Consider the following 23,198-nt stretch of genomic DNA (forward strand, 5'->3'; position numbering starts at 1 on the left):
ACTTGCTCAGTACCAGCGCGCTTCGCCCGGCGGACGTTTCTTGAAGCGCTTCATGCTCCACATGTACTGACTCGGATACGCCGCGACGTAACGCTCGACCACCTTGCTCATGGCCGCGCAGGATTCCTCGGTATCGGTGCTGTACATGGCCTCGGGCGCCGCTTCGAGGATCACTTTGTAGCCGGAGCCGTCCGGCAGGCGCAGGGCATGCAGGAACACCCCGACCGCTTTGCCGCCGGCGAGCATGTTCGGCACGAATTTGCTGGTCAATGCCTGGGTGGCGAAGAACGGCACGAAGATCCCTGCGGATTCGGCCGGTTCCGGGTCAGCGGGAATGCCCACTGCACCACCTTTGCGCACTTCCTTGATGACGCTGAGGATGCCTTCCTTGGTGGAGGCAGCAACCTTGTTGCCCAGCTGCACGCGTTGCTTGCGCAGTAATTCATCCACAGCCTTGAGCTTTGGCGGGCGGTAGAAAATGATCGGTTTGCACTGGCTGCAATAGAAGTGATTGAGCACTTCCCAGTTGCCCAGGTGGCTGGTGATGCCGACCACGCCTTTGCCCGAGGCCAGCGCATCCTTGAGGATGTCGAGGCCTTCGACTTCGCGCACCAGATCGATCGAACGCTGCGCCGGCCAGATCCAGGCGCAGGCGCTTTCGGTCAGGGATTTGCCGATGTCTTTCAGGCTCTGGCCGACCAGGCGCTCGCGCTCGGCCGGGTCCATCTGTGGAAAACATTTGGAAAGGTTGATCCGCACCACGTCGCGGGAACGGTTGGGGGTTTTCCACATGATCCAGCCGATCGCCGAACCCACGGCCTGCACGGCCCGCCATGGCAGCAGGGCAAACAGCCGCAGAGCGCCTACCAGCAAGGCGCCTTTAAACTTTTCCACAGGTCACTCCTGATTTTGTGCTGTGCGCGAGGCGGCCATTCTAACCGCCGTTGACCAGCTGCGCGTAGCGGTCGCAGTCCTGAGTGTGATCCATGACCATGCCCGAGGCCTGCATCAGTGCGTAGCAAATGGTCGGGCCGACGAAGGTGAAGCCGGCCTTTTTCAGGGCTTTGCTCATCGCCAGCGCTTCGGGGGTGATCGCCGGGACTTCGCTACGATCCTTGAAATGATTGATGATCGGTTGGCCGCCGACGAACGACCAGAGGAAGGCCACCGGGTCTTCCAGCGCCAGCCAGGCCTGGGCGTTGCGCCGGGCGGCATTGAGTTTGAGGCGATTGCGGATGATCCCCGGATCGAGCATCAGTTCATCGATTTCAGCGTCGCTCATCTGCGCCACGCGCTGCACGTCGAAGCCGTACAACACCTCGCGGTAGCGCTCGCGTTTACGCAGCACGGTGATCCACGACAGCCCGGCCTGGAACCCTTCGAGCAAAAGCAACTCGAACAAACCCTGCGCATCGCGTAGCGGCGTGCCCCACTCCTGATCGTGATAAGCCATGTACAGCGGATCTTCGGTACACCAAAAGCAGCGTGGCATAAGGCTCCAGGGGGCGTGCGCAGCAACGAATCGGGTATACTCCCGCTCTTTAAATCGCAGCCCAAGAAACAGGTGAATTTCGTGAGCCAGCCTACGCCAGCCGTGCGTACCTTCCAAGACTTGATCCTCGCGCTCCAGCAATACTGGGCCGAGCAAGGTTGTGTGGTACTTCAGCCCTACGATATGGAAGTAGGCGCCGGCACTTTCCACACCGCGACCTTCCTGCGCGCCATCGGCCCGGAAACCTGGAACGCCGCGTACGTGCAGCCAAGCCGCCGTCCGACTGACGGCCGCTACGGGGAAAACCCGAACCGTCTGCAGCACTACTATCAGTTCCAGGTGGTTCTGAAGCCGAACCCGGACAACTTCCAGGAACTGTACCTGGGCTCGCTCAAGCATGTCGGCCTGGACCCGCTGGTCCACGACATCCGCTTCGTCGAAGACAACTGGGAATCGCCAACCCTGGGCGCCTGGGGTCTGGGCTGGGAAGTCTGGCTCAACGGCATGGAAGTGACTCAGTTCACTTATTTCCAGCAGGCCGGCGGCATCGAGTGCTACCCGGTGACCGGCGAGATCACTTACGGTCTGGAGCGTCTGGCCATGTACCTGCAGGGCGTGGACTCGGTCTACGACCTGGTCTGGGCTGACGGTCCGTTCGGCAAGGTGACCTACGGCGACGTGTTCCACCAGAACGAAGTGGAGCAGTCCACCTACAACTTCGAACACGCCAACGTCGACAAACTGTTCGAACTGTTCGATTTCTATGAAAGCGAAGCCAAGCGCCTGATCGAACTCGACCAGCCGCTGCCGTTGCCAAGCTACGAAATGGTCCTGAAGGCCTCGCACACCTTCAACCTGCTGGACGCGCGCCGGGCGATCTCGGTGACCGCGCGTCAGCAATACATCCTGCGCGTACGCACCCTGGCGCGTTCCGTTGCGCAAGCCTACCTGCTGGCTCGCGCCAAGCTGGGCTTCCCGATGGCGACCCCGGACCTGCGTGATGAAGTACTGGCCAAGCTGGAGGCTGCACAATGAGTGCGCAAGATTTTCTGGTTGAACTGGGCACCGAAGAACTGCCGCCAAAAGCCCTGAACACCCTGGCTGAAGCGTTCCTCGCCGGTATCGACAAGGGCCTGCAAGCTGCCGGCCTGAGCTACGAAAGCAAAACCGTCTACGCCGCGCCGCGTCGTCTGGCCGTGCTGATCACGGCGCTGGCCACCCAGCAGCCGGATCGCAGCATCAACCTCGACGGCCCGCCGCGTCAGGCGGCGTTCGACGCTGAAGGCAATCCGACTCAGGCAGCCCTGGGCTTTGCCAAGAAGTGCGGCGTCGAGCTGAGCGAAATCGACCAGAGCGGTCCGAAACTGCGCTACAGCCAGAACATCGCCGGCAAGCCAACCGCGAGCCTGCTGCCGACCATCGTCGAAGATTCGCTGAACGACCTGCCGATCCCGAAACGCATGCGTTGGGGTGCGCGCAAGGAAGAGTTCGTGCGTCCGACCCAGTGGCTGGTGATGCTGCTCGGTGACCAGGTCATCGACTGCACCATCCTCGCGCAGAAGGCTGGCCGCGACTCCCGTGGTCACCGTTTCCATCACCCGGAAAGCGTGCGCATCGGTTCGCCGTCGAGCTACCTGGCCGACCTGCGTGCCGCCTACGTGCTGGCCGATGCCAACGAGCGTCGCGAGATCATCAGCAAGCGCACCGAAGAACTGGCGACCCGTCAGGAAGGCACCGCGATCGTGCCGCCGGCGCTGCTCGATGAAGTGACCGCGCTGGTCGAATGGCCGGTGCCGCTGGTGTGCTCGTTCGAGGAACGCTTCCTCGACGTGCCGCAGGAAGCACTGATCACCACCATGCAGGACAACCAGAAGTACTTCTGCCTGCTGGATGCCGACGGCAAGTTGCTGCCACGGTTCATCACCGTCGCCAACATCGAAAGCAAAGATCCACAGCAGATCATCGCCGGTAACGAGAAAGTGGTTCGCCCACGCCTGACCGACGCCGAGTTCTTCTTCAAGCAAGACAAGAAGCAGAAACTCGAAGCCTTCAATGATCGCCTGAAGAACGTGGTGTTTCAGGAAAAACTCGGCAGCGTCTACGACAAGGCCGAGCGCGTTTCGAAACTCGCGGCCTACATCGCCGCGCGGATCGGCGGCAACGCTTCCTGGGCGGCCCGTGCCGGCCTGCTGTCGAAGTGCGACCTGGCCACTGAAATGGTCGGCGAGTTCCCGGAGATGCAAGGTGTCGCCGGTTACTACTACGCGCTCAATGACGGCGAGCCGGAAGACGTCGCGCTGGCGCTGAACGAGCAGTACATGCCACGCGGTGCCGGTGCTGAACTGCCGGCGACCTTGACCGGTGCCGCTGTCGCGATCGCCGACAAGCTCGACACCCTGGTCGGCATCTTCGGAATCGGCATGCTGCCGACCGGCAGCAAAGACCCGTATGCCCTGCGCCGTGCGGCCCTCGGCGTGCTGCGCATCCTGATCGAGAAACAACTGGATCTGGACCTGAACGACGCCGTGGCTTTCGCCGTGGCTGCTTTCGGTACCAAGGTCAAGGCTGCCGGTCTGAACGACGCGGTGCTGGAATTCATCTTCGACCGTCTGCGTGCGCGTTACGAAGACGAGGGCGTCGATGTCGCCACTTACCTGTCGGTACGTGCCCTGAAGCCGGGTTCGGCGCTGGACTTCGACCAGCGTGTGCAAGCGGTTCAGGCCTTCCGCAAACTGCCGGAAGCGGCAGCGCTGGCGGCGGTCAACAAGCGTGTATCGAACCTGTTGAGCAAGGTTGAAGGCTCGGTGCCGACCGTGGTCGAGGCCAAGTACTTCGACAACGCCAACGAGTTCTCGCTGTACTCGGCGATTCAGCAAGCGGATCAGGCGGTGCAGCCAATGGCCGCAGCGCGTCAGTACAACGAATCGCTGGCGCGTCTGGCGGCATTGCGTGAGCCGGTGGATGCGTTCTTCGACGCGGTGATGGTCAATGCCGAAGACGCCAAGGTCCGGGCCAACCGCTACGCGCTGCTCGCGCGTCTGCGTGGTCTGTTCCTCGGGGTTGCCGACATTTCGCTGTTGGGTTGAGGGATTGCTGTTGAAACTGCTGATTCTCGATCGGGATGGAGTGATCAATTACGACTCCGACGCTTACATCAAGTCGGTGGAGGAGTGGATTCCACTGCCCGGCTCGATCGAGGCGATTGCGCAGTTGAGCAAGGCCGGCTGGACGGTGGCGGTCGCTACCAACCAGTCGGGCATTGCTCGCGGCTATTACGACCTTGCCACCCTCGACGCCATGCACGCGCGCCTGCGCACGCTCGTGGCAGAGCAGGGCGGTGAAGTCGGGCTGATCGTGTACTGCCCGCATGGTCCGGACGAGGGTTGCGATTGCCGCAAGCCGAAGCCGGGGATGTTGCAAACCATCGCGGCGCATTACAACGTGGCGCTGACGAATGTCTGGTTCGTCGGCGACAGCCTTGGTGACCTGGAGGCCGCCAAAGCCGTCGATTCACAGCCCGTTTTGGTAAAGACCGGGAAAGGCGAAAAAACTCTGGGCAAGACCCTTCCGGTCGGCACCCTGATTTTTGACGATCTGGCGGCGATTGCCGCAGAACTTATCCACAACTAGAGTGCTTCTGAAGTTCCTGACCAGGGATTGATCGGGAGTGCGCTTGAACAGTCGGGCATCGCCCGTAACGGTAAACGTCGCCATGTCGATACTGCAGGCCATCAGAATTTTTCTCTTTTACCTGCTGCTGGGCACTACTGCCTTGCTGTGGTGCAGCCTGAGCTTTTTTATCGCGCCCTTTCTGCCGTTCAAGGTGCGTTATCGTTTCATCAACGTGTACTGGTGCCGTTGCGCCTTGTGGTTGACCAAGGTGTTTCTCGGCATTCGTTACGAGATCAAAGGTGCGGAAAACGTGCCGGATCGGCCCTGCGTGATTCAGTCGAACCACCAGAGCACCTGGGAGACGTTCTTTCTCTCTGCTTATTTCTCGCCCTTGAGCCAGGTGCTCAAGCGTGAATTGCTCTACGTACCGTTCTTCGGTTGGGCCATGGCCATGCTGCGGCCGATCGCGATTGACCGCGACAACCCGAAAGCGGCGCTCAAACAAGTCGCGGCCAAGGGCGATGAACTGCTCAAGGATAACGTCTGGGTATTGATCTTCCCTGAGGGCACCCGCGTTCCTTACGGCACCGTCGGCAAGTTCTCGCGCAGTGGCAGCGCGTTGGCGGTAAATGCGGTGCTTCCGGTGCTACCGATTGCACACAATGCCGGCAAGTTCTGGCCGAAAATCGGCTGGGGCAAGACGCCGGGCGTGATCACCGTGGTCATCGGTGAGCCGATGTATGCCGAAGGCACTGGTCCGCGCGCCATCGCCGAGCTGAACGACCGGGTACAGGCCTGGAACGAACAGACCCAGCGCGAAATGGGTTCGCTGCCACCGGCACCGCAGGCGCCTGCCGCGAATGATCAGGTGGCTGTCTGAGATTTTGTGGATAACCTGTGTACGGTTTTGTTGAAAAAGTCTGAATTTTGAAAGTAACCGATTGATTTACTTATATATTTCTCAAGCTCATAAAACACCGTAAAAGGTGCATAAGTTTTTTTCGGAAGTAAAAAAACCGGCTGATATAGCCGGTTTTTTTGTGCCTGTTCACTCGCAGATCAGCGGTAACTGCAGCCGGAACGTGGTGCCTTGATCGACGATACTGTGGCACTCGATGTTACCGCCATGATGATCGACCACTGCCTTGACCATCGACAGCCCCAACCCGACGCCATCAATCCCCTGCGCCGACGAAAAGCGCCGGTACTGGGTGAACAGATCCGGCAGCTCCTCGGCGGCAATGCCTTTACCCTGATCGGTCAATTCACAGCATAGCCACTCACCCCGGCAACTGACGTTCAACTTGATCGTGGTACCGACCGGGCTGTACTTGATGGCGTTCTCCAGCAGGTTGAACAAGGCGCGGGTCAGCAGGCCCTGGTCAGCGTTGATCAAACGCTCTTGGGATTGTTCGTCCATCGTGTGCAGCAGTTTGATGCTTTTCTGCTGGGCGATGGGCAGCGCCTGATCCAGCACGTCCAGCACCAGCATCGCGAACAGACTGGGCTGGAACTGATAAGCCTCGGACTCGGCCCGCGCCAACAGAACGAAACCGTCAGTCAGATCGAGCGCCCGGCGTACCTGGCGCTCGATCTGCTCGAACAGCGGTGAGTCCGCGCCGGCTTGATGGCGATGTACATCGAGCAGGGCCAAAATCGCCGAATGCGGGGCGCGCAGATCGTGGGAAAGGAACCGCAGCAAGACCCCTCGCTGTTCTTCTGCGGCGCGTTCGGCGCTCAGATCGGTGAGGCTCAGCAGCCAGCCGATGGGAGTATCGCCATCCACCGGCAGCAAAGCCGCCCGTTCCAGACGCAAACTGCGTTCCTTGTGATCGCGAAACTCCAGCAGCGTCAGGTCCGACAGCGCCGGGCGTGGTTCTGTGGACAATTCCGGATAACCGAGGCGGGCCAGTTGCTCGAGAACATAGTCACCGACCAGCGGGTCATCGAACAATACCCGGGCCTTGCGGTTTCCCAGCAGAATCTGCCCCTTGGGATCGCTGATCAGCGTCGCCACCGGCAGGTATTCCAGACCGTCGGCAATGAAACGCCGGGTATCGCGGGTGCGGCTCATGGCTTGCTCCAGTGCCATGATCTGGCCCTGCAGCTGATCAGCGCTGGTGAATTGCGCACGGCGCCGCTCGGGAAATACTTTCGGCTCGCGGTCCAGTCGGGCCAGCTCCCAGCCAAAATACGTCAGCACCACACTCAGGCGCCGCCAGTTCCAGATCAGGTAGCCGAACAACATGCCCAGCGCCGCTGGAGTCGGTGACCACCAGTGTCGAACTTCCGCCAGCCCGGCGCTAGCCAGCAGCACACAAGCCACACCGCACGATGTCACCCAGATCGCCCAGCGCGGGCGCCACAGCAGCAATCCGAGTACGCAGGCTACCAGCCCTACCGAAAGCAACGCGCTCCACATCGGTACCACGTCGTGCAGATTGATCTGCGCGCGATACGACAACAAGGCAGTCAGCGGCAACAGCACTAGACTTATCCACAACCACTCACGCACCAGCCGTCGAAACAGACGCTGGACCTGACTTGGCTCGCGGCTTTCACGCCGACGCGGGCTATTCATGACAAACAGGGCAGGGGACAGTGAATGGTTTCATGGGCCACAGGTCTGAGGATGTAGATCCGAAGAATCATAGCGGACGTCGACCGATGGTGGACTGCTTACTTTTACCGCACAGGCCGAGCCTTCAGGGTTGCCGGCCACTGCTCAAGCAACAAGGAACCCACGCGTATGCGCGTTGCGATACTGGACGATGAACCCGCCGAACTGCGTCGGGTCGAGCAAACCCTGCAGCAGATGGCTGCGGAGGGAGACCAGCCTTGGTCGTTGCACAGCTTTGAACGGAGCGAGGACCTGTTGCGCCAATTGCGCCGGGACACCTTCGACCTGCTGATCCTCGACTGGCAACTGCCCGACCTGTCCGGCCTGGCGCTGCTGCGCTGGACCCGCGAACACATGGAGGCGCCGCCCGCCGCGATCATGCTGACCAGCCGCGACGGCGAGAGCGATATCGTCCAGGCGCTGAACGCCGGTGCCGACGATTACGTCAGCAAACCGTTCCGCCCCAACGAGCTGAAAGCCCGAGTCGCCGCCGTACTGCGCCGGCACAGCCAGCAACGCAGTAGCGCTGCCGAAGTCCTGAGCTTCAATGACCTGACCTTCGACGATGCCGAACTGAGCGTCACCCGCGAGGGCAAGGCAGTGGTCATGACGGAGCGTGAATACCGCCTGGCGCGCTGCCTGTTCAGTAACCTGGGTCGGCCATTGTCGCGGGAGTACCTGTACGAACGCTTCTGGCCCCACGAAGAAGTGGCGTCGTCACGGCCGCTGGATACGCACATCTATCGCCTGCGCAACAAGCTGGGGCTGACGGCGGATCGGGGTTGGCAGTTGCTGACGATTTATGGGTATGGGTATCGGTTGGAGAGTGTATCTGCGACACCTGCTGACAGCATGATGCAGTCGTAAGGTGAATCGACCAGTCAAACTGGTCGATATTTGGCAGCCCGCGAGCGTCAGTTGACCAAAGGTGCACGCCAGTCATCTGAACCCGTCGTGCCGCAGATTTCATGCGTCCAGATGATTTTACGATACGTGAAATGTACGTCTTCCAACTGTGTGAAGTGCGCCATATTCATATCTTGGAAATTCGGCATTCTGGAATTCACTTCCACAATAACGGCGTCTACCAATTCAATACTGAAAAAATGTTCTTGTGTACCTGAAGCGGAAGTTCGATACCAGGCAATATGACAATTGTCCAAGACTTCGCCACTGGTCAAGGCGCTGAATATCAACGGGGATGCCTTGTCGAAAACTTTGGTAACCATGAGCGGCTTATGCACCCGCTGACCGGTGGGCTGGCCGGATTGAGGGTCACGTGGAATGATTATTTGATGGCTGAAAGCTTGTACCAAAATCTGATCTTCGTGCCCTTCCTGGTAGGTATTACCCACTGAATCTGCTGTAAAAGCTCCAGCACTGATTAAACCTTGTCGATTACCATTGATCGTCAAATACGCAGGTGTTGGCATAACTAAGTTCCCTGTTTGATTCTAGACACTGACAGTGCTTCACCTGTGCCGTAGGGCAGTTAGCGAAGCGGCTGTAAGATAAATAGAACCGATCCAGATATATGTAGGAAGAGTCTCTCCTATACGAAGGGATAGTCTTAAAATTTGCAGGTTTTAATCCGACAAGAAAGAACTAAAAAAAAGCCAGCGCATAGCGCTGGCTTTTTTATTCGTGCGTTAGCGATGGGACGATGGATCAGAAATCCAGGTTGGAAACCGCCAGCGCATTGCTCTCGATGAAGTCACGGCGAGGTTCGACCGCATCACCCATCAGGGTGTTAAAGATCTGGTCTGCGCCAATGGCGTCTTCGATGGTGACTTTCAGCATGCGGCGCACGCTTGGGTCCATGGTGGTTTCCCACAGCTGATCCGGGTTCATTTCACCCAGACCTTTGTAGCGCTGGATGGTGTGGCGCTTGGTGCTTTCGGCCATCAGCCAGTCGAGGGCTTCCTTGAACTCGGTGACCGCTTTCTTGCGCTCGCCACGCTGGATGTACGCGCCTTCGTCGAGCAGGGTGCTCAGTTGAGCGCCGAGGGTGACGACGGTCTTGTAGTCGTTGCTGCCGAAGAAGTCGCGGTTGAAGGTGACGTAGTTCGACAGGCCGTGGGAGATCAGCTCGACCTCTGGCAGCCAAACGCCACGTTCACGATCTTCACGCAGGCTGGCCTTGTAGACCAGGCCCGACTTCTCGACGGTGCGCAGACGCACTTCGTACTGAGCCAGCCAGTCCTGCATCTTGGCGTGGTCGCCGAGCATTTCCAGGCTCACGGCCGGCAGGTAGATGAAGTGTTCGGTCAGTTCCTGCGGGTACAGGCGCGACAGACGCTTGAGGGTCTTCATCACCATGCGGAAGTCGTTCACCAGACGCTCGAGCGCTTCACCGGAAATGCCCGGAGCCTCTTCGTTCAGGTGCAGGCTCGCATCTTCCAGAGCCGACTGCGTCATGTACTCTTCCATGGCGTCGTCGTCTTTGATGTATTGCTCTTGCTTGCCTTTCTTGACCTTATACAGCGGCGGCTGGGCGATGTAGATGTAGCCGCGCTCGATCAGCTCCGGCAACTGACGGAAGAAGAAGGTCAGCAGCAGGGTACGGATGTGCGAACCGTCGACGTCAGCATCGGTCATGATGATGATGTTGTGATAGCGCAGCTTGTCGATGTTGTACTCTTCGCGACCAATGCCGCAGCCCAGCGCGGTGATCAACGTGCCCACTTCCTGGGACGAGATCATCTTGTCGAAGCGTGCTTTCTCGACGTTGAGGATCTTGCCCTTCAGCGGCAGGATCGCCTGGGTCTTGCGGTTACGTCCCTGCTTGGCAGAGCCGCCCGCGGAGTCACCTTCCACGAGGTACAGTTCGGACAGCGCAGGATCTTTTTCCTGGCAATCAGCGAGCTTGCCCGGCAGGCCGGCGATGTCCAGCGCGCCTTTGCGGCGGGTCATCTCACGGGCCTTGCGCGCCGCTTCACGGGCACGCGCCGCGTCGATCATCTTGCCGACGACCAGCTTGGCTTCGTTCGGGTTTTCCAGCAGGAAGTCGGAGAAGTACTTGCCCATCTCCTGCTCGACCGCGGTCTTCACTTCGGAAGACACCAGCTTGTCTTTGGTCTGCGAGCTGAACTTCGGATCCGGCACTTTTACCGAAATGATCGCGGTCAGGCCTTCACGGGCATCGTCACCGGTGGTCGCGACTTTGTGCTTCTTCGCCAGACCTTCCTGCTCGATATAGTTGTTCAGGTTACGCGTCAGTGCGGAACGGAAACCCACCAGGTGAGTACCGCCGTCGCGCTGTGGAATGTTGTTGGTGAAGCACAACAGGTTCTCGTTGAAGCTGTCATTCCACTGCAGGGCGATTTCCACGCCGATGCCGTCTTCACGCTGGATGTTGAAGTGGAACACCTGGTTGACCGCAGTCTTGTTGGTGTTCAGGTATTCAACGAACGCACGCAGGCCGCCTTCGTACTTGAACAGCTCTTCCTTGCCGCTGCGCTCGTCCTTGAGGACGATGCCGACACCGGAGTTGAGGAAGGACAGTTCACGAATGCGCTTGGCCAGAATGTCCCAGCTGAAGTGAATGTTCTTGAAGGTTTCGCTGGAAGCCTTGAAGTGGATCTGGGTACCGGTGGTTTCGCTGTCGCCAACGATCGCCATAGGAGCCTGAGGCACGCCGTGGACGTAGGTCTGTTCCCAGATCTTGCCGCTGCGGCGTACGGTCAGTACCAGCTCTTCGGACAGGGCGTTCACGACCGACACACCTACACCGTGCAGACCGCCGGATACCTTGTAGGAGTTATCGTCGAACTTACCGCCAGCGTGGAGGACGGTCATGATCACCTCGGCGGCGGAAACGCCTTCCTCTTTGTGCACGTCTACCGGGATGCCACGGCCGTTGTCTTTGACGGTGATGGACTCATCCGGGTGGATGATGATGCTGATGTCGTCGCAGTGGCCGGCGAGGGCTTCGTCGATCGAGTTGTCGACCACCTCGAACACCATGTGGTGCAGACCGCTGCCATCGTCGGTGTCACCAATGTACATACCGGGACGTTTGCGTACGGCATCCAGGCCTTTCAGCACTTTAATGCTCGTTGAGTCGTACGTATTTTCTTCGCTCAATGCCTTCACTCCCGATGGTCGTGGGTCTGGGTGATACGGCCCTGTTCCACGTGGAACAGAGCGACTGGCGTTTCCGTCTGCCAGCCTTCCCTCAATAATTCGTGATCTACACAGGTGATGAAAACCTGGCAGCGTAAGTCTTCCAGCAAGCGGCACAGCGCGCGACGGTGGCTCTCGTCCAGCTCGGACGGCAAGTCATCCACCAGATAAATACACTGGCCGCGTCGGGCCTGGCTCACCAGATGCCCCTGGGCAATTCGCAAGGCACAAACCACCAGCTTCTGCTGACCCCGGGACAAGATGTCCGCGGCATTGTGTGCGCCCAATCTAAGGCGCAAATCAGCCCGTTGCGGTCCGGCCTGGGTATGACCCATTTGCTGGTCCCGTTGCACGGAGCCAGCCAGTACGGCACTCAATTCCCGGTCCTTGTCCCAGCCTCGGTAATAGCTGAGCGTCAAACCTTCAAGCTCAACCAGTTCGCTCAAGGTTTGTTCAAAGACTGGTTTCAAGGCTTTGATGTAAGCGCGGCGGTATTCATCGATTTCAGCGCTGGCCTGGCACAGTTCCCTGTCCCAAACCGCTTGCGAAACGGCGTCAAGTGTACCATGCCGCAGCCAGGAGTTTCTCTGGCGCAAGGCCTTCTGCAAACGCTGCCAGGTCGCCATGAAACGCGGTTCGACGTGGAACACGCCCCAATCGAGAAACTGCCGGCGAATCTTCGGCGCACCTTCGAGCAGGCGGAAGCTGTCGGGGTTGATCAGTTGCAGCGGCAGGATCTCTGCCAGTTGCGCGGCACTGCGAGCGTTCTGCCCGTCGATGCGGATCTGGAACTCGCCCTGACGGTCGCGAGATATCCCCAACGCACTGTGACCACCCTCGGCCAATTCGACCTGACCGAACACGGTGCAGGCGAGTTGCTCGTACTGGATGACCGGCAACAGCCGCGTGCTACGAAACGAACGGGCAAGCCCCAGCAGATGAATGGCTTCCAGAACACTGGTTTTGCCGCTGCCGTTGGCGCCGTAAAGAATGTTGATGCGGGGGGAGGGGGAGAAGGTCACCGGGTGCAGATTACGCACCGCGGTGACCGAAACACGACTTAAGGACATCCAGGATCAGCTGATTACAGACGCATCGGCATGACAACATAAGCCGAGTCGTCATTGTCGGACTCTTGCACCAGCGCACTGCTGTTGGAGTCGGAGAGGATCAGGCGAACCTGTTCGGTGGTCATCACGCCCAGCACGTCGAGCAGGTAGCTCACGTTGAAGCCGATTTCCAGCGAACCGCCGTTGTATTCAACGCCCACTTCTTCTTCCGCTTCTTCCTGCTCCGGGTTGTTGGCCTGGATCTTCAACTGACCGTTGGCCAGTTGCAGACGGATGCCGCGGTACTTCTCGTTGGACAGAATCGCGGTACGGCTGAACGCTTCACGCAGGGCCTGACGATCGCCCAGTACCAGCTTGTCGCCACCCTTCGGCAGAACGCGCTCATAGTCCGGGAACTTGCCGTCGACCAACTTCGAGGTGAAGGTGAATTCGCCGGTGGTGGCGCGGATGTGGTGCTGACCCAGAACGATGCTGACGTTGCCATCCGGCTCGGTGAGCAGACGCGCCAGTTCCAGAATGCCTTTGCGTGGCACGATCACCTGGTGACGATCCGGCTGACCGATATCGGCCTGCATCGAGCACATGGCCAGACGGTGACCGTCGGTTGCCACAGCGCGGATCACACCGGCCGAGACTTCCAGCAGCATGCCGTTGAGGTAGTAGCGCACGTCCTGCTGGGCCATGGCGAAGCTGGTGCGTTCGATCAGGCGACGCAGTTTGCTCTGCTCCAGGCTGCAGGTCAGCGAACCCGGGCCTTCTTCAACCGTCGGGAAATCATTGGCGGGCAGGGTCGACAGGGTGAAACGGCTACGGCCGGCCTTCACGACCAGCTTCTGCTCGTCGACCTTGATGTCGATCAGCGCGTCGTTGGGCAGGCTCTTGCAGATGTCCATCAGCTTGCGCGCAGGCACGGTGATGGAGCCGGTTTCAGCCGGCTCTTCGAGTTGCACGCGACCGACCAGCTCGACTTCCAGATCGGTACCGGTCAGCGACAGTTGCTGGCCATCGACGACCAACAGCACGTTGGACAGTACCGGCAAGGTCTGTCGGCGCTCGACGACGCCTGCGACCAGTTGCAGGGGTTTCAACAGGGCTTCGCGTTGAATGGTGAAATGCATGGTCTAGTCCCTTGCCTTAATAAGCTGCGCTGGAGTTCATCAAGTGGTCAGTGTACGCAGCAGGTTCTTGTAGTCCTCGCGGATGTCCGCGTCGGATTCCTTAAGTTCGTTGATCTTGCGGCAGGCGTGCAACACCGTCGTGTGGTCGCGACCACCAAACACATCGCCGATTTCCGGCAGGCTGTGGTTGGTCAGCTCCTTGGACAGCGCCATGGCCACCTGACGCGGACGTGCCACCGAGCGCGAACGGCGCTTGGACAGCAGGTCGGAAATCTTGATCTTGTAGTACTCGGCGACAGTGCGCTGAATGTTATCCACAGAGACCAGTTTGTCCTGCAGTGCCAACAAGTCTTTCAGGGATTCGCGGATCAACTCGATGGTGATGTCGCGGCCCATGAAGTGCGAGTGGGCGATCACGCGTTTCAGCGCGCCTTCCAGCTCACGGACGTTGGAACGAATTCGTTGGGCGATGAAGAAAGCCGCATCGTGAGGCAACTCGACTTTGGCCTGGTCGGCCTTCTTCATCAAGATCGCCACGCGGGTTTCCAGCTCCGGCGGCTCGACGGCAACCGTCAGGCCCCAACCGAAGCGGGATTTGAGGCGCTCTTCAAGGCCTTCGATTTCTTTCGGGTAGCGGTCACTGGTGAGAATGACCTGCTGGCCACCTTCAAGCAGGGCGTTGAAGGTGTGGAAAAACTCTTCCTGGGACCGCTCTTTACGGGCGAAGAACTGAATATCGTCGATCAGCAGAGCGTCCACCGAACGGTAGAAACGCTTGAACTCGTTGATCGCGTTCAGTTGCAGCGCCTTGACCATGTCGGCCACGAAGCGCTCGGAATGCAGGTACACGACCTTGGCATTCGGGTTCTTCTTTAATAGATGGTTACCCACTGCGTGCATCAAGTGGGTTTTACCCAGGCCGACGCCGCCATAAAGGAACAGCGGGTTGTAACCGTGTTTGGGATTGTCCGCCACCTGCCAGGCCGCCGCGCGGGCGAGCTGGTTGGACTTGCCTTCGACGAAGTTCTCGAAGGTGAAGGTGCGGTTCAGGTAACTGGTGTGCTTGAGCGCGCCTTCGACCTGAACGGTGCGCTGTTCGGCGCGAACCGGGGCCTGTTGCGAGGCCGCACCGGCCATCGGGTCAAAGCTGTCGCGGGACGGCTCTTCACTGACTTCCTCGGTTTTCTGCGTCGAGCGCTTGGCCGGAGCTGCACTTGGAGCGGGTGCTGGCGCACTGGCCGGCACGGTATTGGCCTGAGCCTGAGACACCTGCGCAGCGGCCAACGGCGCGTTCGGCGCGGCACGCGGTGCCGAGCTGCGTTTGCTGCCTATTAATAAGGAAAGCGCTGGCGCCATGCCGTTGCCGTGCTCATCCAGCAGTTCAAGGACGCGACCGAGGTACTTTTCGTTGACCCAGTCCAGCACAAAACGGTTCGGTGCGTAGACGCGCAACTCGTCGCCTTCGGCTTCGACCTGTAGTGGACGGATCCAGGTGTTGAATTGTTGGGCAGGCAGCTCCTCGCGCAAAAGCTCCACGCACTGCTGCCAAAGTTCCACTGACACGGATATCCCCTAAGTTGAAAGCCGGTGAGGCAAAAACAAGCGGCCATTGTAGCGGCGAGCCGTCCACTTATCCACATGCAGGTTGTGTGGTGACCATGATTAATCAATGCGTTAACGGGTAAAAAGGCGACCAACGGTGTGTGCATAAGCTCTGTGGATAACCGCCTCTGAGGGCACTGGACAACTGGGGGTGGAACTCGGTGGATAACCAGCCTGTGGATAACAGGCCATTCCACACACAGGTTATCCGACAGCGCAGCACAGGCTGAACACGGTTTTCCACTGTAGTTGTCATTCTCTGTACATCACGCTCTACAAGGGCTGAAGATGGTTATCCACAGAAGATGGCTGCCCTAGCTTTTACAAGCTTTACAGAAAAGCTTTAAATAATTCCCTTCTTTATTTTTATGTCTGGCAAACAGGATTTCGCTTCCGCAAGCTCCAGAGATCTATTTATAAGGAAACGTTGGTTGGAAATTGACCTGAGGGCTTGCTTTCTCTAGAATCCCCGGTCTCTTAAAACGGGGGCCATTCCGGCCCGTTGTGGACGAACCAGGTAACACGACATGAAACGTACTTTCCAACCAAGCACTATCAAACGCGCTCGTACCCACGGTTTCCGTGCTCGCATGGCTACCAAGAACGGTCGCGCTGTCCTGTCGCGTCGTCGCGCCAAAGGTCGTGCGCGTCTGGCAGTTTGATAATCCGGTACTGGAGGTGAGTCAGGACTTCAGTCGGGAAAAGCGTCTGCTTACCCCCCGGCATTTCAAGGCAGTCTTTGACTCCCCTACCGGCAAGGTTCCGGGGAAAAATCTCCTGCTCCTTGCGCGCAACAACGATCTTGATCACCCCCGTCTCGGGCTGGTTATCGGGAAAAAGAGCGTAAAGCTCTCCGTTGAGCGCAATCGCCTCAAACGTCTGATGCGCGAATCGTTCCGTCTGCACCAGGATTCTCTGGTCGGCTGGGATATCGTTATCGTCGCGCGCAAAGGTTTGGGCGACGTAGAAAACCCCGAATTGATTCAGCATTTCGGCAAACTCTGGAAGCGTCTGGCCCGTAACAAGCCAGTTCCAGCAGTCAAAACCGAAACTGTAGGGGTAGACAGTCCAGATGCGTAAACTGGCACTCGTTCCGATCCAGTTTTATCGCTACGCCATTAGTCCTTTGATGGCCAGTCACTGTCGTTTCTACCCCAGTTGTTCTTGCTACGCGTATGAAGCCATCGAAAATCATGGCCTTCTGCGCGGTGGCTGGCTGGCCTTTCGTCGTTTAGGTCGCTGTCATCCGTGGAATCCCGGTGGTTATGACCCGGTTCCACCTATCCCTACCTCCCGTTCTTCTTCGATGGCCGAGTAATCATGGATATCAAACGCACGATCCTGATCGTCGCCCTGGCAATCGTGTCCTACGTTATGGTTCTTAAATGGAACCAGGACTATGGCCAGGCTGCCCTGCCGACTCAGAATGTTGCTTCCAGTACGACTGCATCCGGTTTGCCGGACACCGTTCCTGGCAATAACGCTTCCGCCAGTGACGATATTCCGCGTGCCGCAAGCGACACCAGCGCACCTGTGGAAACCCCGGTTGCTGCCAGCAAGGATCTGATCCAGGTCAAAACCGACGTGCTCGATCTGGCGATCGATCCCCAGGGCGGTGACGTTGCTCAACTGACTTTGCCACTGTATCCACGTCGTCAGGATCGTCCTGATGTACCGTTCCAGCTGTTCGACAACGGCGGCGAACGTACTTATCTGGCACAAAGCGGCCTGATCGGCACCAACGGTCCGGACGCAAGCCCAGCCGGTCGTCCGGTTTACGCCTCGGAGAAGAAAAGTTATCAACTGGCTGACGGTCAGGACCAATTGGTCGTCGACCTGAAGTTCAGCAAGGACGGCGTCAACTACATCAAGCGTTTCACCCTGAAACGCGGCCTGTATGACGTAACCGTGACCTACCTTGTGGATAACCAGAGCGCTCAGCCTTGGTCGGGTTCGATGTTCGCCCAACTGAAGCGCGACGCCAGTGCCGACCCTTCGTCGACCACTGCCACCGGCACCGCGACTTACCTGGGCGCTGCCCTGTGGACAAGTTCCGAGCCGTACAAGAAAGTGTCCATGAAAGACATGGACAAAGGTCAGCTCAAGGAAACCGTCACCGGTGGCTGGGTAGCCTGGCTGCAACACTACTTCGTGACTGCATGGGTTGCGCCGAAGGGCGAAAACAACATTGTTCAGACACGTAAGGACAGCAAAGGCAACTACATCATCGGTTACACCGGTCCTTCGCTGACCGCTGCACCGGGTGCCAAAGTTGAAACCAGCGCCATTCTGTACGCCGGGCCGAAAAGCCAGGCCGTACTGAAACAGTTATCCCCAGGTCTGGAACTGACAGTCGACTACGGCATTCTGTGGTTCATCGCTCAGCCGATCTTCTGGTTGCTGCAACACATCCACGCGATCGTGGGTAACTGGGGCTGGTCGATCATCTTCCTGACAATGCTGATCAAAGGGATCTTCTTCCCGCTGTCGGCTGCCAGCTACAAATCCATGGCGCGCATGCGTGCCGTAGCACCGAAACTGGCTGCACTGAAAGAGCAGCATGGCGATGACCGGCAGAAAATGTCGCAAGCCATGATGGAGCTGTACAAGAAAGAGAAGATCAATCCGCTGGGCGGTTGCTTGCCGATCCTCGTGCAGATGCCGGTTTTCCTTTCGCTGTACTGGGTTCTGCTGGAAAGCGTGGAAATGCGCCAAGCGCCATTCATGCTGTGGATCACTGACCTGTCGATCAAGGATCCGTTCTTCATCCTGCCGATCATCATGGGCGCGACCATGTTCATTCAGCAGCGTCTGAACCCGACTCCACCGGATCCGATGCAGGCGAAGGTCATGAAAATGATGCCAATCATCTTCACCTTCTTCTTCCTGTGGTTCCCGGCTGGTTTGGTGCTGTACTGGGTTGTGAACAACTGCCTGTCGATTGCCCAACAGTGGTACATCACGCGTAAGATCGAAGCGGCGACGAAAAAAGCCGAGGCGTAACTTACTCTGTGGATAACACCACTCAAAACGCCCCCTAGTGGGGCGTTTTGCTATCTGCCACTTTTGTCTGGATTCCGGTTTATGAGCGTACCTCGTGAAACCATCGCTGCTGTCGCCACCGCTCAAGGTCGCGGCGGTGTCGGCATCGTCCGTATTTCCGGGCCGTTGGCCAGCGTTGCAGCCAAAGCCATCAGCGGCCGCGAACTGAAACCGCGTTACGCGCATTACGGTCCGTTTTTCAGTGCTGATCAGCAGGTGTTGGACGAAGGACTGGCCCTGTATTTCCCGGGACCAAACTCGTTCACTGGCGAAGATGTGCTGGAGTTGCAGGGGCACGGTGGCCCGATCGTCCTCGATATGCTGCTCAAGCGTTGCCTGGAACTGGGTTGCCGTCTGGCTCGCCCGGGTGAATTCAGCGAGCGCGCGTTCCTCAATGACAAACTCGACCTGGCTCAGGCCGAGGCGATCGCCGACCTGATCGAAGCCAGTTCGGCACAGGCTGCACGCAATGCCTTGCGCTCACTGCAAGGGGCGTTTTCCCAGCGTGTGCATAACCTCACCGAACAACTGATCGGGTTGCGTATCTACGTCGAAGCCGCCATCGACTTCCCGGAAGAAGAAATCGACTTCCTTGCCGATGGCCATGTGTTGAGCATGCTCGACAAAGTGCGCGATGAACTGTCCACAGTGCTTCGCGAGGCCGGGCAGGGGGCTTTGTTGCGTGACGGCATGACCGTGGTGATCGCCGGTCGGCCGAATGCCGGCAAGTCCAGTCTGTTGAATGCCCTGGCCGGCCGCGAAGCCGCGATCGTGACGGAGATTGCCGGCACCACCCGCGATATCTTGCGCGAACATATCCACATCGACGGCATGCCGTTGCACGTGGTGGACACCGCCGGTCTGCGTGATACCGATGATCAGGTGGAAAAGATCGGCGTCGAGCGTGCGTTGAAAGCGATCACTGAAGCGGATCGGGTGCTGCTGGTAGTCGATGCCACCGCGCCGGAAGCTGCAGACCCGTTTGCCCTTTGGCCGGAATTCCTCGAAACCCGTCCGGATCCGGCCAAAGTCACCTTGATTCGCAACAAGGCTGACCTGACGGGTGAAGCAATCGCTCTGGAAGTCAGCGACGATGGCCACGTGACCATCAGCCTCAGCGCCAAATCCGCTGGCGAAGGGCTGGAATTGCTGCGCGAACACCTCAAGGCCTGCATGGGCTATGAGCAAACCTCGGAAAGCAGCTTCAGTGCCCGTCGCCGTCATCTGGAGGCTCTGCGCCATGCCAGTGCAGCGCTGGAACATGGTCGCGCACAGCTGACGTTGGCCGGTGCCGGTGAGCTGCTGGCCGAGGATTTACGTCAGGCCCAGCACTCTCTGGGAGAAATCACCGGGGCATTCAGCTCCGATGACCTGCTTGGCCGGATCTTTTCCAGCTTCTGCATCGGTAAATAACCCTTCTGCTGTTCACAGACAGGCCCGTTCGCGGCCTGTCTGCACTCCTCATTTCTCAATTCCTTTCTCCAGTGCCGGGCAGACTCTCTCGCCCTGGGCGGATTTCCCTTGCCCGCCAACCAATCATTCAGCTGATTTCTGTGGATTAAGCCCTGTGAATAACTGCCAATGAGGTCAGTTGATAACAGGGCGTGAAAACTGGATATAACTGCCTCTGTGGATAACCACCCCATTCATCCACAGGCTTAAACCGGTTATCCAAGGGCCTCCCGAGGACCTGATAACAGGGTTTTGAAACTCTGTACACATTGAATAATAAGGCCTGTAGCAATTTATCCACAGAAAGGTCGGTCAGTAAGAATAAGCATTAAAACAAAGGTTTTATAAATTTCTCTCTTTTTTATTCTTTTAACCTCGAGTTCTCCACAGCTGGTTAAATTTTGTGCAAAGGGTTCTTTAGGAAGGGCGAAGTCCCTATACTTGTCGACCAGGTCCAGAAACCTGATCTCAAACTATTCCTGAATACCTACTTAAGCAGGCACGAGGTGCGTGGTGGATTTCCCTTCCCGTTTTGAAGTGATCGTCATCGGCGGCGGTCATGCCGGTACCGAGGCAGCACTGGCCTCAGCACGTATGGGGGCAAAAACCCTGTTGCTGACGCATAACGTGGAAACCCTCGGTGCCATGAGCTGCAACCCGGCCATCGGTGGCATTGGCAAAAGCCATCTGGTCAAGGAAATCGACGCCCTCGGCGGCGCGATGGCCATGGCTACCGATCTGGGCGGCATCCAGTTTCGCGTATTGAACAGCCGCAAAGGTCCGGCCGTACGAGCGACCCGTGCGCAAGCCGACCGTATTCTGTACAAGGCCGCTGTCCGCGAAATTCTGGAAAACCAACCGAACCTGTGGATATTTCAACAGGCCGCTGACGACCTGATCGTCGAGCAGGACCAGGTACGCGGTGTTGTCACGCAAATGGGTCTGCGGTTCTTCGCCGATTCCGTGGTGTTGACCACTGGTACGTTCCTCGGTGGACTTATCCACATCGGTTTGCAGAATTTCTCCGGCGGTCGTGCCGGTGACCCGCCGTCGATTGCCCTGGCACATCGTCTGCGTGAACTGCCGCTGCGTGTCGGTCGCCTGAAAACCGGTACGCCACCGCGCATCGATGGCAAATCTGTGGATTTCTCGGTCATGACCGAGCAACCGGGCGATACGCCGATCCCGGTCATGTCGTTCATGGGCAACAAGGAACAACATCCGCGCCAGGTCAGTTGCTGGATTACCCATACCAACGCCCGCACCCACGAAATCATCGCGGCGAACCTCGATCGTTCGCCGATGTATTCCGCTGCCGGCGAAATCGAGGGCATCGGTCCGCGCTACTGCCCGTCGATCGAAGACAAGATTCATCGCTTTGCCGACAAGGAAAGCCATCAGGTGTTCATCGAGCCGGAAGGCCTGACCACCCATGAGCTGTACCCGAACGGGATATCCACAAGCTTGCCGTTCGACGTGCAATTGCAGATCGTGCAATCGATCCGCGGCATGGAAAACGCGCACATCGTGCGTCCGGGTTATGCGATCGAGTACGACTACTTCGACCCGCGTGACCTGAAATACAGCCTGGAAACCAAAGTCATCGGCGGTCTGTTCTTCGCTGGTCAGATCAACGGCACCACCGGTTACGAAGAAGCTGGTGCGCAAGGTTTGCTCGCCGGGGCCAACGCCGCGCTGCGTGCCAAGGGCAAAGAAGCCTGGTGCCCGCGTCGCGATGAAGCGTACATCGGCGTGCTGGTCGACGACCTGATCACCCTCGGTACCCAAGAGCCGTACCGCATGTTCACTTCCCGTGCCGAGTACCGCCTGATTCTGCGCGAGGACAACGCCGACCTGCGTCTGACCGAAAAAGGTCGTGAACTGGGTCTGGTCGATGACGCGCGTTGGGCGGCCTTCTGCAAGAAACGCGAAAGCATCGAACTCGAAGAGCAGCGCCTGAAGAGCACCTGGGTTCGCCCGGGCACCCAGCAGGGCGATGCGATTGCGGAAAAATTCGGCACGCCGCTGACTCACGAATACAACTTGCTCAACCTCTTGAGCCGTCCGGAAATCGACTACGCTGGTCTGGTCGAAGTGACCGGGCAGGGCGCCGAAGATCCACAGGTCGCCGAACAGGTTGAAATCAAGACCAAATACGCCGGTTACATCGACCGTCAACAGGACGAAATCGCCCGTCTGCGCGCCAGTGAAGACACGAGATTGCCTGTGGATATCGATTACACCAACATTTCCGGTCTCTCCAAGGAGATTCAGAGCAAGCTCGGTGCGACGCGTCCGGAGACGCTCGGCCAGGCTTCGCGAATCCCGGGCGTGACCCCGGCAGCGATTTCGCTGTTGATGATTCATTTGAAAAAACGCGGCGCGGGCCGTCAGTTGGAGCAAAGCGCTTGAGTTCTAAGGTCACTTCGCAACACGCCGAAGAGTTATCCACAGGAGCCCGCGCGCTCGGTGTCAATCTCAGCGCAGCCCAGCACGAATTGCTGCTGGGTTACCTGGCCCTGTTGATCAAATGGAACCAGGCCTACAACCTGACTGCAGTGCGCGATCCTGATGAAATGGTTTCGCGGCATCTGCTCGATAGCTTGAGCGTGATGTCGTTCATCGAAAACGGCCGTTGGCTCGATGTTGGCAGTGGCGGCGGCATGCCGGGGATCCCGTTGGCGATCCTGTATCCGGACTCGCAAGTCACCTGTCTGGACAGCAACGGCAAGAAAACCCGCTTCCTGACTCAGGTCAAACTCGAACTCAAACTGGATAACCTGCAAGTTATCCACAGTCGCGTCGAAGCCTTCCAGCCTGCCCAGCCATTCAACGGGATCATTTCCCGGGCCTTCAGCAGCATGGAGAACTTCACCAACTGGACTCGCCACCTCGGCGATGCCGACACGCGCTGGCTGGCAATGAAGGGCGTTCATCCGGCCGATGAGCTGGTAGCATTGCCGGCAGACTTCAAACTCGATAGCGAACACGCCCTGGCCGTACCCGGTTGCCAAGGCCAACGCCATCTGCTGATACTGCGCCGCACGGCATGATTGGGAACACAA

Annotated in this window: 20 protein-coding genes; 12 read left to right on the forward strand and 8 right to left on the reverse strand. The window is 58.5% G+C overall.

Translation table 11 applies throughout. From position 1 onward, the window contains the following. Positions 1 to 6: 6 nt before the first annotated feature. Both M0808_RS00540 and M0808_RS00545 read right to left on the reverse strand, forming a co-directional pair. Positions 7 to 894, reverse strand: coding sequence for a lysophospholipid acyltransferase (locus M0808_RS00540; protein ID WP_047596996.1), 888 nt, complete (start codon positions 892 to 894; stop codon positions 7 to 9). Between the two features lie 40 nt (positions 895 to 934). Next, entirely contained in the window at positions 935 to 1,492 is a 558-nt protein-coding gene (locus M0808_RS00545; protein ID WP_115986448.1) for a DNA-3-methyladenine glycosylase I, read from the reverse strand. An 81-nt stretch (positions 1,493 to 1,573) separates the two neighbouring features. Here M0808_RS00545 and glyQ point away from each other — a divergent pair, with 81 nt between their 5' ends. The 4 genes from glyQ to M0808_RS00565 all read left to right on the forward strand — a co-directional run bounded on the left by glyQ (position 1,574) and on the right by M0808_RS00565 (position 5,984). After that, positions 1,574 to 2,527, forward strand: a complete 954-nt coding sequence (glyQ, locus tag M0808_RS00550; RefSeq protein WP_003187265.1) for a glycine--tRNA ligase subunit alpha — start codon at positions 1,574 to 1,576, stop codon at positions 2,525 to 2,527. Continuing rightward, positions 2,524 to 4,578, forward strand: coding sequence for a glycine--tRNA ligase subunit beta (glyS, locus tag M0808_RS00555; RefSeq protein ID WP_103367979.1), 2,055 nt, complete (start codon positions 2,524 to 2,526; stop codon positions 4,576 to 4,578). The genes glyQ and glyS overlap by 4 nt, the downstream gene beginning before the upstream one ends. Before the next feature lie 4 nt (positions 4,579 to 4,582). Further along, positions 4,583 to 5,122: a D-glycero-beta-D-manno-heptose 1,7-bisphosphate 7-phosphatase gene (gene gmhB / locus M0808_RS00560; RefSeq protein WP_177325594.1), complete on the forward strand. Its 540-nt coding sequence runs from the start codon at positions 4,583 to 4,585 to the stop codon at positions 5,120 to 5,122. A gap of 82 nt (positions 5,123 to 5,204) precedes the next feature. Beyond that, the gene (locus tag M0808_RS00565; RefSeq protein WP_247839483.1) at positions 5,205 to 5,984 is read left to right on the forward strand and encodes a lysophospholipid acyltransferase family protein; all 780 of its coding nucleotides are present in this window, start codon (positions 5,205 to 5,207) and stop codon (positions 5,982 to 5,984) included. A gap of 168 nt (positions 5,985 to 6,152) precedes the next feature. On the opposite strand, the gene M0808_RS00570 is transcribed toward M0808_RS00565, so the two are convergent. Then, complete coding sequence (locus M0808_RS00570) at positions 6,153 to 7,685, reverse strand: HAMP domain-containing sensor histidine kinase (protein ID WP_247839485.1); 1,533 nt, start codon at positions 7,683 to 7,685, stop codon at positions 6,153 to 6,155. A 168-nt stretch (positions 7,686 to 7,853) separates the two neighbouring features. Between M0808_RS00570 and M0808_RS00575 the strand changes: the two genes are divergently transcribed. Continuing rightward, on the forward strand, positions 7,854 to 8,591 hold the full coding sequence (locus M0808_RS00575) for a response regulator transcription factor (RefSeq protein WP_247839487.1): 738 nt from the start codon (positions 7,854 to 7,856) through the stop codon (positions 8,589 to 8,591). Positions 8,592 to 8,638: 47 nt separating this feature from the next. Here the strand turns inward: M0808_RS00575 and M0808_RS00580 are convergent, their stop codons facing one another. From M0808_RS00580 to dnaA, 5 genes are all read right to left on the reverse strand, one after another. Beyond that, on the reverse strand, positions 8,639 to 9,157 hold the full coding sequence (locus M0808_RS00580) for an Hcp family type VI secretion system effector (protein WP_247839489.1): 519 nt from the start codon (positions 9,155 to 9,157) through the stop codon (positions 8,639 to 8,641). 235 nt (positions 9,158 to 9,392) lie between these two features. Next, entirely contained in the window at positions 9,393 to 11,810 is a 2,418-nt protein-coding gene (gene gyrB / locus M0808_RS00585) for a DNA topoisomerase (ATP-hydrolyzing) subunit B (RefSeq protein WP_007960764.1), read from the reverse strand. Positions 11,811 to 11,815: 5 nt separating this feature from the next. Next, positions 11,816 to 12,919: a DNA replication/repair protein RecF gene (gene recF, locus M0808_RS00590; protein WP_003220208.1), complete on the reverse strand. Its 1,104-nt coding sequence runs from the start codon at positions 12,917 to 12,919 to the stop codon at positions 11,816 to 11,818. A 14-nt stretch (positions 12,920 to 12,933) separates the two neighbouring features. Next, on the reverse strand, positions 12,934 to 14,037 hold the full coding sequence (gene dnaN, locus M0808_RS00595) for a DNA polymerase III subunit beta (protein WP_003220202.1): 1,104 nt from the start codon (positions 14,035 to 14,037) through the stop codon (positions 12,934 to 12,936). 39 nt (positions 14,038 to 14,076) lie between these two features. Further along, positions 14,077 to 15,600: a chromosomal replication initiator protein DnaA gene (gene dnaA, locus M0808_RS00600; RefSeq protein ID WP_095139791.1), complete on the reverse strand. Its 1,524-nt coding sequence runs from the start codon at positions 15,598 to 15,600 to the stop codon at positions 14,077 to 14,079. A 566-nt stretch (positions 15,601 to 16,166) separates the two neighbouring features. Here dnaA and rpmH point away from each other — a divergent pair. The 7 genes from rpmH to rsmG all read left to right on the forward strand — a co-directional run bounded on the left by rpmH (position 16,167) and on the right by rsmG (position 23,186). Further along, entirely contained in the window at positions 16,167 to 16,301 is a 135-nt protein-coding gene (rpmH, locus tag M0808_RS00605; protein WP_003213577.1) for a 50S ribosomal protein L34, read from the forward strand. A 16-nt stretch (positions 16,302 to 16,317) separates the two neighbouring features. Beyond that, positions 16,318 to 16,719 (forward strand): ribonuclease P protein component, encoded by a 402-nt coding sequence (gene rnpA, locus M0808_RS00610; protein WP_011336726.1) that lies wholly within the window; start codon positions 16,318 to 16,320, stop codon positions 16,717 to 16,719. Further along, a complete protein-coding gene (yidD, locus tag M0808_RS00615; protein ID WP_080761984.1) occupies positions 16,712 to 16,957 on the forward strand; it encodes a membrane protein insertion efficiency factor YidD in 246 nt (81 codons plus the stop codon). The genes rnpA and yidD overlap by 8 nt, the downstream gene beginning before the upstream one ends. Before the next feature lie 2 nt (positions 16,958 to 16,959). After that, positions 16,960 to 18,642, forward strand: coding sequence for a membrane protein insertase YidC (yidC, locus tag M0808_RS00620; protein ID WP_027610285.1), 1,683 nt, complete (start codon positions 16,960 to 16,962; stop codon positions 18,640 to 18,642). Positions 18,643 to 18,723: 81 nt separating this feature from the next. Next, entirely contained in the window at positions 18,724 to 20,094 is a 1,371-nt protein-coding gene (gene mnmE / locus M0808_RS00625) for a tRNA uridine-5-carboxymethylaminomethyl(34) synthesis GTPase MnmE (protein ID WP_247839491.1), read from the forward strand. 552 nt (positions 20,095 to 20,646) lie between these two features. Continuing rightward, on the forward strand, positions 20,647 to 22,545 hold the full coding sequence (gene mnmG / locus M0808_RS00630) for a tRNA uridine-5-carboxymethylaminomethyl(34) synthesis enzyme MnmG (RefSeq protein ID WP_247839493.1): 1,899 nt from the start codon (positions 20,647 to 20,649) through the stop codon (positions 22,543 to 22,545). After that, on the forward strand, positions 22,542 to 23,186 hold the full coding sequence (gene rsmG / locus M0808_RS00635) for a 16S rRNA (guanine(527)-N(7))-methyltransferase RsmG (RefSeq protein WP_041073590.1): 645 nt from the start codon (positions 22,542 to 22,544) through the stop codon (positions 23,184 to 23,186). Before mnmG ends, rsmG begins: the two co-directional genes overlap by 4 nt. Positions 23,187 to 23,198 lie beyond the last annotated feature (12 nt).

The organism is Pseudomonas sp. MWU12-3103b, assembly GCF_023100615.1.
Taxonomy (GTDB): domain Bacteria; phylum Pseudomonadota; class Gammaproteobacteria; order Pseudomonadales; family Pseudomonadaceae; genus Aquipseudomonas; species Aquipseudomonas putida_A.

Excerpts from the sequence above, each read along its gene's own strand:
- M0808_RS00545 (WP_115986448.1), bottom strand. The coding sequence starts at position 1,492 with ATGCCACGCTGCTTTTGGTGTACCGAAGATCCGCTGTACATGGCTTAT.
- glyS (WP_103367979.1), top strand. The coding sequence starts at position 2,524 with ATGAGTGCGCAAGATTTTCTGGTTGAACTGGGCACCGAAGAACTGCCG.
- M0808_RS00565 (WP_247839483.1), top strand. The coding sequence starts at position 5,205 with ATGTCGATACTGCAGGCCATCAGAATTTTTCTCTTTTACCTGCTGCTG.
- M0808_RS00570 (WP_247839485.1), bottom strand. The coding sequence starts at position 7,685 with ATGAATAGCCCGCGTCGGCGTGAAAGCCGCGAGCCAAGTCAGGTCCAG.
- M0808_RS00575 (WP_247839487.1), top strand. The coding sequence starts at position 7,854 with ATGCGCGTTGCGATACTGGACGATGAACCCGCCGAACTGCGTCGGGTC.
- M0808_RS00580 (WP_247839489.1), bottom strand. The coding sequence starts at position 9,157 with ATGCCAACACCTGCGTATTTGACGATCAATGGTAATCGACAAGGTTTA.
- recF (WP_003220208.1), bottom strand. The coding sequence starts at position 12,919 with ATGTCCTTAAGTCGTGTTTCGGTCACCGCGGTGCGTAATCTGCACCCG.
- dnaN (WP_003220202.1), bottom strand. The coding sequence starts at position 14,037 with ATGCATTTCACCATTCAACGCGAAGCCCTGTTGAAACCCCTGCAACTG.
- rpmH (WP_003213577.1), top strand. The coding sequence starts at position 16,167 with ATGAAACGTACTTTCCAACCAAGCACTATCAAACGCGCTCGTACCCAC.
- yidD (WP_080761984.1), top strand. The coding sequence starts at position 16,712 with ATGCGTAAACTGGCACTCGTTCCGATCCAGTTTTATCGCTACGCCATT.
- yidC (WP_027610285.1), top strand. The coding sequence starts at position 16,960 with ATGGATATCAAACGCACGATCCTGATCGTCGCCCTGGCAATCGTGTCC.
- mnmE (WP_247839491.1), top strand. The coding sequence starts at position 18,724 with ATGAGCGTACCTCGTGAAACCATCGCTGCTGTCGCCACCGCTCAAGGT.